The 12,997-nt window shown below is 54.4% G+C and carries 15 protein-coding genes; 9 read left to right on the top strand and 6 right to left on the bottom strand.

Annotation, left to right across the window (positions count from 1 at the left end; genetic code table 11):
- The first annotated feature begins 424 nt into the window (after window positions 1-424).
- Together B2R48_RS12210 and B2R48_RS12205 are read left to right on the top strand one after the other, a co-directional pair.
- The gene (locus tag B2R48_RS12210; RefSeq protein WP_297000745.1) at window positions 425-1,948 is read left to right on the top strand and encodes a DUF2336 domain-containing protein; all 1,524 of its coding nucleotides are present in this window, start codon (window positions 425-427) and stop codon (window positions 1,946-1,948) included.
- A 5-nt stretch (window positions 1,949-1,953) separates the two neighbouring features.
- Window positions 1,954-2,937, top strand: a complete 984-nt coding sequence (locus B2R48_RS12205) for a hypothetical protein (protein WP_062955285.1) — start codon at window positions 1,954-1,956, stop codon at window positions 2,935-2,937.
- A 36-nt stretch (window positions 2,938-2,973) separates the two neighbouring features.
- On the opposite strand, the gene B2R48_RS12200 is transcribed toward B2R48_RS12205, so the two are convergent.
- The 3 genes from B2R48_RS12200 to B2R48_RS12190 all read right to left on the bottom strand — a co-directional run bounded on the left by B2R48_RS12200 (window position 2,974) and on the right by B2R48_RS12190 (window position 5,152).
- On the bottom strand, window positions 2,974-3,288 hold the full coding sequence (locus tag B2R48_RS12200) for a ribbon-helix-helix domain-containing protein (RefSeq protein ID WP_213472734.1): 315 nt from the start codon (window positions 3,286-3,288) through the stop codon (window positions 2,974-2,976).
- A 119-nt stretch (window positions 3,289-3,407) separates the two neighbouring features.
- Window positions 3,408-3,989, bottom strand: a complete 582-nt coding sequence (locus B2R48_RS12195; RefSeq protein ID WP_297000742.1) for a DJ-1/PfpI family protein — start codon at window positions 3,987-3,989, stop codon at window positions 3,408-3,410.
- Window positions 3,990-4,183: 194 nt separating this feature from the next.
- On the bottom strand, window positions 4,184-5,152 hold the full coding sequence (locus B2R48_RS12190) for a mechanosensitive ion channel family protein (RefSeq protein ID WP_297000740.1): 969 nt from the start codon (window positions 5,150-5,152) through the stop codon (window positions 4,184-4,186).
- A 225-nt stretch (window positions 5,153-5,377) separates the two neighbouring features.
- Between B2R48_RS12190 and B2R48_RS12185 the strand changes: the two genes are divergently transcribed.
- Window positions 5,378-6,277: an OmpA family protein gene (locus B2R48_RS12185; RefSeq protein ID WP_062955289.1), complete on the top strand. Its 900-nt coding sequence runs from the start codon at window positions 5,378-5,380 to the stop codon at window positions 6,275-6,277.
- A 245-nt stretch (window positions 6,278-6,522) separates the two neighbouring features.
- Entirely contained in the window at window positions 6,523-7,101 is a 579-nt protein-coding gene (locus B2R48_RS12180; RefSeq protein WP_297000738.1) for a hypothetical protein, read from the top strand.
- Between the two features lie 73 nt (window positions 7,102-7,174).
- On the opposite strand, the gene B2R48_RS12175 is transcribed toward B2R48_RS12180, so the two are convergent.
- Window positions 7,175-7,597, bottom strand: coding sequence for a CoA-binding protein (locus tag B2R48_RS12175; RefSeq protein ID WP_297000736.1), 423 nt, complete (start codon window positions 7,595-7,597; stop codon window positions 7,175-7,177).
- A gap of 214 nt (window positions 7,598-7,811) precedes the next feature.
- Between B2R48_RS12175 and B2R48_RS12170 the strand changes: the two genes are divergently transcribed.
- Window positions 7,812-8,693, top strand: coding sequence for a sulfite oxidase heme-binding subunit YedZ (locus B2R48_RS12170; protein ID WP_297000734.1), 882 nt, complete (start codon window positions 7,812-7,814; stop codon window positions 8,691-8,693).
- Here B2R48_RS12170 and B2R48_RS12165 read toward each other — a convergent pair.
- Both B2R48_RS12165 and B2R48_RS12160 read right to left on the bottom strand, forming a co-directional pair.
- Window positions 8,665-9,300 carry a LysE family translocator gene (locus B2R48_RS12165; RefSeq protein ID WP_297000732.1) on the bottom strand — a complete coding sequence of 212 codons (636 nt, stop codon included), beginning with the start codon at window positions 9,298-9,300 and terminating at the stop codon, window positions 8,665-8,667. The two genes, B2R48_RS12170 and B2R48_RS12165, sit on opposite strands and share 29 nt — an antisense overlap.
- 97 nt (window positions 9,301-9,397) lie before the next feature.
- Window positions 9,398-10,192, bottom strand: coding sequence for an enoyl-CoA hydratase (locus B2R48_RS12160; RefSeq protein ID WP_297000730.1), 795 nt, complete (start codon window positions 10,190-10,192; stop codon window positions 9,398-9,400).
- Between the two features lie 250 nt (window positions 10,193-10,442).
- Between B2R48_RS12160 and B2R48_RS12155 the strand changes: the two genes are divergently transcribed.
- From B2R48_RS12155 to rplM, 4 genes are all read left to right on the top strand, one after another.
- Window positions 10,443-11,324, top strand: a complete 882-nt coding sequence (locus B2R48_RS12155; protein WP_297000727.1) for a hypothetical protein — start codon at window positions 10,443-10,445, stop codon at window positions 11,322-11,324.
- 255 nt (window positions 11,325-11,579) lie between these two features.
- Window positions 11,580-11,867: a hypothetical protein gene (locus B2R48_RS12150; RefSeq protein WP_062955296.1), complete on the top strand. Its 288-nt coding sequence runs from the start codon at window positions 11,580-11,582 to the stop codon at window positions 11,865-11,867.
- 136 nt (window positions 11,868-12,003) lie between these two features.
- Complete coding sequence (locus B2R48_RS12145) at window positions 12,004-12,444, top strand: PaaI family thioesterase (protein ID WP_297000722.1); 441 nt, start codon at window positions 12,004-12,006, stop codon at window positions 12,442-12,444.
- 155 nt (window positions 12,445-12,599) lie between these two features.
- The coding region (rplM, locus tag B2R48_RS12140; protein ID WP_297000719.1) for a 50S ribosomal protein L13 at window positions 12,600-12,997 on the top strand (398 nt) is incomplete at its 3' end.

Raw genomic sequence — 12,997 nt, 5'->3', positions numbered from 1 at the left:
CCGTTCGGTACGCCAGGTGCGACGAACATTCTGCGTATTGCGTGGGTCAGTAATAACTAAGGCAATTCGCAAGACATCAAGAGTTTTGGTTGACGGGCGTCCTTTTGGGGCGCCCGTTTTCGTTCGGGTTTTGTGCAGACTGGACGGGCGGTTGATGGATATTTCACGCGTAAGGGGCAGGTGCAGGCGCAGCACCCTGTAACGTTAATGTTTTTTTGAGTCTTTGCGCCGATAGTCAGTCTGTAATCAAGGCTTTGTCCAAGGATGTGGGCCTTGAAGTTGGGTTATAAAATTTAGACGCCTTGTCTGGTTGCGCTTCGTTGTCAGTTTCGTTTAAGTTGTTCTGACAAAACACAAAAATAAGGTACCACAGGGTCGGTGCCGAGCTGCCGCCAGGCATGGGATCAGGGGAATAGCTGCGATAATGCTGAGTTGGATGTTCAATCGGCAGAAAAATGCGGGCAATGGGGGGCTTGAAGACAAAGCCTCGGAAAAGCTGCGTGATCTTGCAGATACGGTCCGTACCATCGCACCTGAGACGTTTGGATCTGAAACAGGTCGCGCTCAGGGGCGCGCGATTCCCCGAAAACATATCTCTGAAAACAATGCTGATGCGGCGGGTCTTGAGCACGCAGCACGCCTGTCATCCGAATTGGATGCGCTTGATGAAGCCGAGGATGCCCCGGACTTTGACAGCGATGTGCGCATGGATGTCGCGCGGCGTTTGCGCCGTCATTTGACCGACCTTAGCCCGTCGGAACGTCTGGAAATGGTTGATGAGTTCGTCGCTGCCATTGCCAATATGGGGGATTGTTATCGCCCGCAGGTGATTGCACTGATCGAGCAGGAACTGGGCCATACCCCTTATATGACGCGTCAAGCCGCGACACGGCTGCGCCAGGACATTCAGGCGATTGGTCGTGTGTCGATTGCCGATTATATCGAACTTCTGAGCGACGCCGATTTTCTTGATATCATGCGTGGTCGCAGCGAGTTTGTTCAGACCGCCGCCGAACGCGAACGTGCCGAGCTTGAGGCCGCAGCCAAAGCGCGCCTGATCGAGCAGCAGGCCGAAAAGGAAAAGGGCGGGTTGCTTAACCGGTTGCTGTCGTCTGATGATGCGCCGCGAAACGTTGTGCCGATGACGCCGCATCTGTCCGAGAACAAGGTGGCGAAGCCGAAAGTGCCGGAAAACGACATTCTGGGTGGCCAGAACCGCATTTCCCGACAGGCACAACGCCGTGTCGCACATTTCATTATGGCGTCGTTGTTTGACACGCTGGTCGAACAGGGCCGAATGCGCACCGAGGTTGCCCGTGCGCTTCGCCAATCTGTGCGCCAACGGATTGAAAAAGCCCGTTTCGAAAACCGGATGCACATGCCCGCACGCGATGGCGAGATGGACATCGAAATTGCCGATAACGAAATGGTCGAGAACGATGTCGTTGAGGCCAGCGATGCCAATATGACGATGGACCAGTATGTGCTTGATGCGCTGTCGCGTAACGACGATGCGCTGGTGGTGCAGGCCCTGGCCCAGTATGCGCAAATTCGCGCCAATGCCGTTTCCAAAATTCTTGATTCCGGCAGTGCCCGGGCGATCACCGCCCTTGCATGGCGCGCAGGCATGACCGCGCCGGCGGCAGTTGTCTTGCAGATCAGCAACGGCATCCCGGAATCGGCGATCGAAAGCCCTGCAGCTGGTGGCCGCTATGCGATGGCCGCAGCTGATATGGACTGGTATATCGACTTCTTTAGCGACATGAAGCCGGTGGTTTCTCGCGCGAAGACCGAAAAAGAAAGTGAACCGACCCCCGCACAGCAGAAGAAGCCGACCGCACGGAACCCAGGACGCAGTCATGGTATCCGTCCACGGGCCGGGCGCAACAGCGGCGGGCTTGAAGGCTTGGTCTCGGACCGGCGATCCAAGGGCCGTAAAGAGGATTGAGTGCCATGAGCAGCAATCACGGCATCTCATATGAAGGGTTGAAACATGCCCTGACCATCAAGGAAAGCTATCTATCGGGCGAGCCGCTTACTGTCATGGGGGCCGCCAAACAACAGCGCCTTTTGATGCCGGAACATTTGCTCAGCAATGATCTTGCCCTGATGCAATATGATGATCCGCTTGCGCTGGCCGTGATTGCAACCAGAGACCCGGAAAGCCCGATGGCGCTGGCAGCGGCCATTCGCATGGGGCCGCACGCAAAATGCAAGGAATTGATCACCGGGGTCTTTGAAGTCGTATCCGAGGCAACCAAGCACGAACTGGTCGCCGATTGCGCCAATCTTCTGACCAAAAATGCCTTTAGCCCGGAAGCCTTCCATCTGGTACGCACGCGTGCGTCCAACCATGTGGTCGAAATCCGCGAGGCCTATCGCCGGGCGATGGGGGATAACCTGCGTGCATTGCTTGATGGCAAAATGGAAGCCCGCGAATTCGTCGAGGAATTTATTGAACTGGCCTCGAACGGCAATCTGCGTATCGACATTTATCGTCGTCTGGTGATGAAGCTGATGCGGTCCGACGCGGTACGGCCGAGTGTGAAATTCATGCTGCTTGAACGGCTTGATCGTTTCCCGCAGATGGTAAAGCTTCAGATCGTTAATGAGGTCAATTCCGCACCCGATACGCCGGAATACCAGACCCTGAAGCAGGAACTGCGCTGGATTTACGAGGCAAAGCAGAAACAGCAATTGCCCCAAGCTGCGCAAACGCCGATCAATGCATCCGGCTCGGTAAAATCGCCCGGACCGCAGATCAAGGCGGCCGATCTTGTCGGGCGTTCGCAGATCGATTTCGGGGCAGCTGCGGGCATGCATCGCCGCAACAGCATCATCAAGCCGGCCGAGCCAACCCTAAAGCGCAATACCAGCCCGAACATCATGACCAGCGGCGGGTTCAGCACGCGTGAACTTTCATCCTGGCTGAACTAGAACCAGTCTGTGCGGCCAATCAGCCCTGACAGCAGCCTAGTTGTGCATCGCTGATGTTGTGGCATTGTCTGGCACATGCACATGCAATCCGGCCTGTTTTTCCAGATAGACGGTGCAAATCACACGGACAAGTGACGCAAAATTGGGGATGTCGCCACGTTTTGCTACGACTTCATCGTGAATTTTGCCCAGAAATTGTGGTGTGGTGAAACCTTCGCCCGCGGCGATTTCATCCAGAATCTGCCAAAAGCGCAATTCAAGACGCAGGCTGGTTACCACGCCATTGATCCGTACAGATCGACTGACAGATTGATAAAGTTCGGGGGCGGTTCCGGAATAGATCTGACACATTTGGACGGCCTTTCCTGTTGGTGCCACTGTTACATGATGTCCAGCGGTCTTCTTTTTGGTTTGGCGCAATGGTCAAACAAATAGCGCCCAAACGCAATGAACGTTTGGGCGCTTGAATATTACAACTTGATTTCAGTGCCCAGAACCTTAAGGAAGGCGGCCATCCATTTCGGATGTGCAGGCCATGCCGGAGCCGTCACCAGATTGCCGTCGATGCAGGCTTCATCAATGGCAATATCGGCATAGGTGCCGCCACCCAGTTTGACTTCCGGTGCACATGCCGGATAGGCCGAGACTTTGCGATCCCGGATGATATCAGCCGCTGCAAGAAGCTGTGCGCCATGGCAGACGGCCGCAATCGGCTTGTTGGCGTCGTGGAAGTCGCGGACCAGTCGAATGACATCTTCGTTCAGGCGCAGATATTCCGGTGCCCGGCCACCCGGGATGACCAGCGCGTCATAGTTTTCCGCGCGTGCCGTCGCAAAATCGGCGTTCAGCGCAAAGTTGTGGCCGCGCTTTTCGCTATAGGTCTGATCACCTTCGAAATCATGGATCGCGGTCGCCACCGTATCGCCGGCCTTTTTATCCGGGCAGACGGCATCGACCTGATGGCCAACCGCCAGAAGCGTCTGAAATGGCACCATGGTTTCGTAATCTTCGGCATAGTCGCCGGTGATCATCAGAATTTTTTTCGCAGACATATTTATCCTCCCGATTGTTTTGTTTTGCCGCCTTTGGGCAAGGCAGGAACTATACGCCTGATGCAAGTCTGGCGGGTAACAGCGGGGTACTACGTGCAAAGAAGACAACCGCACGGAACAAGGTGATCGAACTTGCAGACAAAAAAAGAGGCCCGACCGGGCCTCTTTGCAGATGATGGTTGTTGGTAAAAAGATCAGCTTTTGGTGGCGGGAGTCTTTTTCGCAGTCGTCGATTTTGCAGCCGTTGACCGCGCACGGGTGGCCGGTTTTTTGGCCGCCGTTTTTGCTGCGGGTTTGGTTGCTGCCTTTGCCGCCGGTTTTGCAATGCTGGCGGTTTCTGCACTTTCGATAACGTGCAGGTCGCGCTGCGGGAACGGAATAGAGAAGCCAGCGGCTTCGAGTTCTGTTTTTGATTTGCGGGTAAGATCAAAGAAGGTCGGCCAGAATTCGCTGGTGGCGACCCAGCCACGTGCCGTCAGATCGACGGAGCTTTCGCCAAGGTTGGCGACGAAGCTCATGGGTTCCGGATCCTTGAGAACACGTTCATCAGAGGCGACCAGGTTTTTGAGGAAGTCAAGCGCGGCATCGACATCATCATCATAAGCAATACCAACCTTGATATCGAGACGACGGGTCGGGTTGCGCGAGTAGTTTTTGATCGCGCTGTTCCAGATTTGTGAATTCGGTGCCGAGATAAAGACACCATCCGGCGTCTTAAGCAGGGTGGTAAACAGCGTGATTTCGACAACGGTACCCGATACCGAACCCGCTTCGACAAATTCGTCGACCTTGAGCGGGCGCAGGATCAGGATCATGACACCAGCCGCGATATTGGAAAGCGTACCTTGAAGCGCAAGGCCGATGGCCAGACCGGCGGCACCGAGGACAGCGATGATGCTGGTGGTTTCAACGCCGAAGTTCGAGAGCACGGCGATGATGACAAAGATCAGTACGGCATAGCGCGCAATGCTTGCTGCCAACGGTTTCAGAGTCGAGTCGACGAATTTTGCATTTTTAAGGGAGTGGCGGACCAAAGCCGCAGTCCGACCGGCAATCCACCAGCCGATAACAAGTATGAGGACAGCGCCAAGAAGGTCGAGGCCAAAGCCCAAGGCAAACCCTTTCAGCATTTCGGTTATGGTCGCGACATCGGTTTCGATCATGAGATCCTCGTCTGCTCAGTGTCATAATTGTGTTGATTGCAAACCATACATCTGTATGAGACAATTAGCATTACAGGTTTGAGCGTGCTTGAAAAGCACGATGCAATCACCAACTCTTTGTAGGTGTATGGAACAAACCAAGTTTTCGTTCGTTAAGGACCATAATATCACCATTATTGGTGTTAAAGTGTTATTCGAAGAACAACCTAAAGACAGGGGTTAGACATGCAGATTCGTCCGAAAATTCTTGTTGCTCTTGGGGGCGTTGCGCTTCTGAGTGCATGTAGCACAGTTGATAACGCTGGCACTGCTGTTCCATATGGCGGTAACCCGCTGACCTACAGCAGTTCGGTTTCTTCTGCGGTTTCCTCCGAAGCACCGACCACGGACTTCGGCATGGCACTTAAGGAAGAGTATCTCGCCTATGCGCAGCGTGAAGCTGATGAATGGTATGACTACTTTGACGCCGACTTCTTTGCGAAGAAAGCCGGTCGCGTAAGCGGTGATACTATTGTACTTCCGGAAGACCCGGCAAACTGGCGTTTTTCAGATGAAGAAATTGCCCAGAAGCGCGTCGTTCGTGACGAACTCCTGGCGCTTCTTGATGATGGCAAGCGCGAAGAAAAGCCGGCTGTCGCCGCTGTCGCGCAGGCCCGCTATGACTGCTGGGTTGAAGAAAGCGAAGAAGGCTGGCAGACCGAACTGATCAGCCAGTGCTGGAAAGACTTTGAAGCAGCAATGGCCGAACTTCGTGCGGTAGAGCCGGAGCCGATGGCTGCACCGGTTGCTGTTGTTGAGCCGCGTTTGTTCACCATCTTCTTCGATTTTGACAGCGCTGCGATCACCCCGGTTTCCGAGCGTGTTCTTGATGCTGCTGCAGAACAGTGGGCGTCCTCGATGGGCGATATCTCTGTTGTCGGTCACGCCGACGCAGCGGGTTCAGCCGCTTATAACCTGGGTCTGTCCGAACGCCGTGCATCAGCAGCGCTTAGTGAGCTGACCGAGCGTGGTATTAAACGTGACATGGTCGAAACCGACGCCGTTGGTGAAGGCGATCTTTTGATCCCGACTCCGGATGGTGTTCGTGAGCCGCGTAACCGTCGTGTGACGATCTCGGTCGACTAATCACCGACATTTACCAAATCTTTGGCAACGAGGTGGCATAATGCCACCTCGTTGTTTTTATATGTGCTTTTGACCATGCTGCGATTTTTCGCGGAAACAGGTGTTGAATTTGGGATTAATGTGAATAATCTCTGAATTGTATTCCTGATTTAAGTGAGAGGCGGGGACATATGCTAAGGGCCATCAAGTCGGTCTTTTCGAAGCGCTCGGGGGGCGTTTCTCTTGCAGTTGCGACACTGGCGGTCATGACTACCGCCGTTTTGCCCGCAGCCCGTGCGGCGGACAAAACACCCATTGTTCCGTTCGAACGTTATTACGCCGACTTGCGCGGTGATGGAAAAACCCTGCGCTTTAATGCGTTTTCGGGCGAAATTCCGGGTAAACGAATCAAGGAACTTCTGCGGTCCGGTCAGGTGATCGGGGATCGTATTCTGCTGGCAGAGGATGTCGCAGTGTATTTCCCGGATGGCTATATCGTTCAGTCGCAGACCCATTTCTCAAAATATGTGCCCAAGCGCGGTGTGAAACCAAGTGCGGTGTCTGGCCGCAACGACTTGGTGGAAAATCCACGCTATGTACTGGTCGAGCGTTTCGATACCATTCTGGGGCATGAATGCGCACGCACCGAATATGCAAACGGGTTTGCCGCTCTTCGCCTTAAATCAGACGGTGTGATGTCGCTTGTTCTTGAAACGGCGGGTCATTTTGACTCGATTGTTGGCGAACAGACAAAGGCGTATGCCGTGACCAGCGCCGTACAGCCGGTCTTTATCGGCAATCAGGGGCTTGTTCCGGATCTGATGTCGCAGTGCCGACGCGGCTAAAACCGCTACAGCAGCGCAAAAAGAACAAAAGCACCGGACATCCGGTGCTTTTTTTATGAGATGACGCTGACGTTTACGACAGGCGAGGTAGTTCGATGGCGGGGCAGCGATCCATCACCGCGACCATGCCATTGGCCTTGGCCTTTGCGAAAGCGTCGGGATTAATGACCCCAAGCTGCATCCAGACAGATTTGGCGCCAATGGCAATCGCATCATCGACAACCCCGGCCGCGTCGTTGCTGTTGCGGAAAACATCAACCATATCAACAGGTCCGGCTATATCAGACAGTTGCGCCACAACGGTCTGACCATGAATGGTGCCGCCCGCCTGACCGGGATTGACCGGGATGACCTTGTAACCATGATCAAGCAGGAACTTCATCACACGGTTTGACGGGCGTTCGGGTTTTGGGCTGGCACCTACAAGGGCGATTGTCCTGGTCGTGTCGAGCAGGTCCTTGATTTCCGCATCGGTAGGATTTGTAAATTCGGCCATTCGGTTTCATCCGCTTTTGGTGGTCACTGCATATGATAGTTATATGGTCCGGGCCATGTCGCAACTTTGATATGCGTCATCGGGCCTGTTAAGGGCGCTGGTTTCTGATGCTGAACCCTTTCTACTCGCGGAAATTTGATGGCAATTTAGGTGACGGTTGCTTGCAGATGCGCTTTGACTGGGGGATTGGCAAAATCTGACAGGTTCGCTTCGAATGTATCCATGGCTTGATCCTTCCGGACGATTTTCATTTTTCAAACTGGCGGTTTTCATCGCGCTTCTGGTGCCGGGCACTGTGTTGTTGTGGCCGGTGATTGCCGAGGGCGGGGCAACCATCCCGGTCAAGGAAGCCATTCTTGAAAGCGGTGAATGGACCATCCGGATTTTGCTGATCACGCTTTTGGTCACACCGCTTCGCCGGATAACGCGGTTTTCAAAACTGGTACAGGTGCGTCGTCAAATCGGGGTGGCGGCGTTTTGCTATGTCATGGTGCATTTTGCGCTGTATGCGATCAGTCAGAACCTTGATCCGGTCCGGATCGCAAGCGAGATCGCATTGCGGATTTATCTGACGATCGGTTTTGTTGCAGTTGTCGGGCTTGCTGTATTGACCGCGACCTCGACCAAATCAGCAATGCGTAAACTGGGCGCGAAATGGGGGCGTCTGCACAAACTGGTCTATCTGATTGCCGTCCTTGGCGTGGTGCATTTCTTTTTGCAGTCAAAAGTCGACGTGAGTGAAGCGACGCTGATGGCGGGAATGTTTGTCGGTTTGATGCTGTATCGTTTTGCCCATTGGCGTGGCTGGTCGCTTCGATCTGCGGTGACGTTGTCGGTTGTTGCTGTGGTGGCCGGGGCGGTCACGGTCGGAATCGAGTATGCATGGTATGCGCTTGCGACCGGCATTCCGGCCGAACGGGTAGTGGCGGCCAATCTTGAATGGATGTGGCCGCTGCGTCCGGCATGGAACGTGTTCCTGGCAGGGATGTTCATGGTCGTGATCCTGCCGTTTGGCAAGGACGGCGCGATGCGCGTGTTCTTCGCCAATCTGATGGCTGTAAGACGCCTTAGGCCGCAGCACTCGCGCGGCGGGTAAGGGCGGTTAGCAAGCCAGCGCCGATCATCACCCCACCACCAATACGGGTCAGGCGACGCAATGCGGCTGGATGACGGAACCGTTCACGCAAAGCACTGGCCATAATTGCCCAGATCGCCACATTGATTGCTGCCAGAATGACAAAGGTTGCCGTCATGATGATGAACTGCGGTAAAACCGGGTCCCCGGCCGCAACGAACTGCGGCACAAAGGCGATGAAGAATACGATGCCCTTGGGATTAAGTGCGGTGACGACATAGGCCTGCAGGAACATGCGCGACGGACGGTTGCGCTTGGCATCGGGATTGTCGTGCAGGGCTTCGGGCTTCTCGCGCCACATCTTGATCCCGAGATAGATCAGATAAGCCGCCCCAACGAGTTTCAGAACCGTAAACGCCTCTGCCGAGGCGGCAAGCAACGCCCCGGCACCCGCCAGCGAGATCGTCATGGCTGTAAGATCGCCCAGTGCGACGCCCGGGACGGTCGCCCATGCGGTTTGTTTGCCCTTGCCCAGAGCATAGCTGACGACAAGCATGATGGTCGGGCCGGGAATGGCCAAAACAATGGCGCAAGCAAAAGCGAAGGCAAGCCAGATTTCAAACGACATGGGACGATCTCCAAGCTGAGGTATCTTTGATTAGAATGCCTGATCGCGGATCAAATGCAAATGTGGTCATGCATTCCCAAGCGCGGTCTGAGGCAGGTTATTCGTGACGCCAGCTTGGATGGCGCTTTTCAACAAAAGCGCCGATCCCTTCGCGGGCATCGTGCTTTTGCATGTTCGCTGTCATCACATCGGACGCATAGGAATAGGCCTGCGAAAGCGGCATCTCGATCTGTTTGTAGAAGGCCTGTTTGCCAAGTCGCACGGTCATGCCCGATCGGGCGGCGATTCCGGCGGCCAGTTCGTTGGTCCGTGTTTCAAGATCATCATCTTCGACCACATCAGACACCAGCCCCATGGAAAAGGCTGTTTCGGCATTGATCGGGTCGCCGGTCAAAAGCATGCGCATGGCATGTTTGCGCGCGATATTGCGGCTAAGTGCAACCATCGGCGTGGAGCAGAACAGGCCGATATTCACACCGGGTGTCGCGAACCTGGCTGTGCTGGCGGCAACCGCCAAATCGCAACTGGCGACCAGCTGGCAGCCGGCAGCGGTTGCCATCCCGCGCACCCGCGCGATGACGGGTTGCGGCAGGCTGACAATCGTCATCATCAATTCGCTGCACTGGTTGAACAGGCTGGCATGTTGATCGCATTCGGTGATGCCGCGCATTTCCTTAAGATCGTGGCCAGCACAAAAAACCGGGCCTTCTGCCGCAAGAATGACACATCGGATATCGGTTTCATTGGCGATCTGTTCAAACGCTTTCTGAAGGGCAGTCATCATCGCGCCTGACAAGGCATTGCGACGTGACGGGTTGTTCATGGTGATCGTGACAAACCCATCATGGTCTGTGCGGGCGACAAGCGGCATATCGGTTGCGGTATCAGGCATCGTGTTTCTCCCGGCGAAACGTATGAACGTGATGTTTTTTTTGATTTTTAAATTACGGTAACCCGTAGTAGAATTGCACGTAACGGGTTAAAAATAAAACCCTGGAGATGAGCCGAATTTTCTAGTGTCTGTGCGCGATAGATAAAATTCATTCGGCAAGTGGTTGTGGATGAGCGAAGACTTACCGCGTCGGCGCGGACGTGCGCCGGGTCGTTTTGTACCGACCCGCAAAGTCCGGGAAGCCGTCAGAGTGACAAAGCCTGTGCGTGAAACGCCCATCAAGCGTTTTGACCGCAAGGACATGATGGAACGCGATCTTGAAAAGTATCGCGCAGAGGCACGTGCGCGACTTTTAAGGAACGGCTTTGATATCCCGGCCTTTCTGATGCCCAAACCCAAAGTTGAGCCAGATGAAGAAGAGGGCGATGATATCCCCGATCCAGTGATCGAGGATGATTTGAACCCGCCGGCTTTGTCAGGACCGAAACCAACGCTTCTGGTCAGCAGTGCGGCACTTGCAGATGCCAAGACCGAGCGAGTTTTGGAAGCCAAAACCAAACCGCGTCGCCATGTCTATGTTCAGAACAAGACGAGCGGGCTGGTATCGATGTTCTTGCCGCACGAGGCCCGGCAGACCATCACGTCGTCCAACCCGTCTGGCATTGCCCAAACGACCCGTCAGGACCCTGCGGCCCATGCCGCCGCCCAGCAAGCCGCCATTGCCGAGGAGCGCAGTGCATATGACGAGTATATCGAAAGCCTGAATGGCGGGAAAACGCTTCTGGATCGCGCACGCGAGCGAGATGATGGCGCGGGCAGTGACGGCCAGGGTGATATTACAGGTCGGGTGGATGACCTTAAGGAAGCCGAAGTTCGCCAGTCACGCATCAACCTGCCTGACAGTGAGTCGAACTGGGCGATGCAAGAAGACCTTGATGCCAAGCGCCGCGCGATTTTGCAAAAGCAGGAAAAGTCGAAGGGGCGGGCATCCAGGGGACGCAAACAGTCCGGAGAACCACTGAGCTGGAACAAGATGATTGCTCGGTTGGCAGCCTATATGATTGCGGCTGTGGCTGTTGGGTATGTACTGGTTCTGACAGTTAACGAGTTTTCGGCAATTATCGGCAAATAACACAGTTACCAAACTATTGCCGAATGATTGCCTTAATCCCCATATACCAGACAGGTAATTACTGACGTGATGCCCAAGACCTTTTGGTCGGGCATTGCCAAACAGAAAAGGCGAAGGTTCGGGGGAACGCAGAGCGACATAATCCGAGGCGGGGGCACCGCGATCATGGCATGGCGTAACAAATGCCGGGATCAAGGTGGGGAAATGAGAGTTCACCCTTGTTGCAGGAGCCAGCGAATGACGCTGTGAAGTCACATGATGTATGACGAAACCGGTCAGGAAGACCGACAGCCTGTTTATTTGCCCGAGAACCGACATCACTGGGCATCCAATAACGAAGTACCCAAGCCGCTGCATGATCTTTCGCGCGGTCCCGTCCGTGCGCGGTTCAAGCGCAAAACCGATAATGCACAGGGCATGTCCATGAGTGAATGGATGACGCAAAACCTGCCCGGGATCGGGGCAACGGCGATTGTCGCGATTGTCATTCTGTGTGTGGTGGTGGCGATTTATACCGATGTGGTGGGGATTTTGACCCGCTAGATGTTGCGCTAATGCGGTAAAGAAGCATGTTTGGTAGCGCAAATTATTGACGTTAACGTAAACGTTATGTCAGGCTGTCTTCCGGTAATAAAATGACTGTACCAGAATCAGTCATAACGGGGAGACCAACCAAGTCATGAACAGTTCCGAAACCCGAACCGGGGTAACGCCGGCCGACTTTGACGCCATCATGCGCCAAAAGGTACCGTTTGTCGGCGATATGGGGGTGGTGACAGAAAGTCTGTCTGAAGATACGGCCATTCTGCGTTTGCCATTTAACGAACGTTACTTGCGACCGGGCAATGTGGTAACAGGGCCTGCCATCTTTGCATTGGCCGACATCGCGCTTTATGCGGTTGCTTGGCTTGTGGTTCCCAAGGCTGATCTGGCGGTAACGACAGAAGCCACGGTTCACTTCCTGTCAGGCGCGAAGCCGGGGGATTTGATCGCAGAGGCCAAAATCCTCAAGGCTGGCAGGCGGCTTTTGATTGCAGAATGTCATATTCGATCCGCAGTTGATGACAGTGTGTGCGCCCATGTCATCGGGACATATGCCATGCCACCGGCCGAAAAATAGTGCAATTATGTGTGGTAAAATAATACCGCGTAACATAAGACATTGATTTAAAACGAAATATTCCTGTTGTTTTCCTGTTGAATGCTGGCATAATGCGCCGACTTTCAACGAGGGAACAATCCCTCCGTGGAACCCAGTTTTCGAGTATAGAAATAATGAAAACCTTCACTGCGACACCGAGCGACATCGAGCGCAAATGGTTCGTGGTCGACGCAGAAGACGTCGTCCTTGGCCGCCTTGCAGCCGTTGTTGCCAACCGTCTTCGTGGTAAACACAAAGCGATGTTTACCCCGCACATGGATTGTGGCGATCACATCGTCATCGTCAATGCCGAAAAAGTCAAACTGACTGGCCGTAAACTTCAGAACAAGAAGTTCTACTGGCACACCGGTTATCCGGGCGGCATCAAAGAACGCACCATGGACAAGCTCCTGAACGGTGAGCACCCGGAACGCGTTATCATCAAAGCTGTTGAGCGTATGATGACCCGTGGCCCGCTGCGCAGCCAGGTTCTTTCCAAACTGCACGTCTATGCTGGTACCGAGCATCCGCA

This window comes from Thalassospira sp. UBA848 (assembly GCF_002295455.1).
Classification (GTDB): Bacteria; Pseudomonadota; Alphaproteobacteria; order Rhodospirillales; family Thalassospiraceae; genus Thalassospira.
The sequence above is the reverse complement of the archived record's forward strand: the minus strand, read 5'-3'. Positions and strand labels throughout refer to the sequence as shown.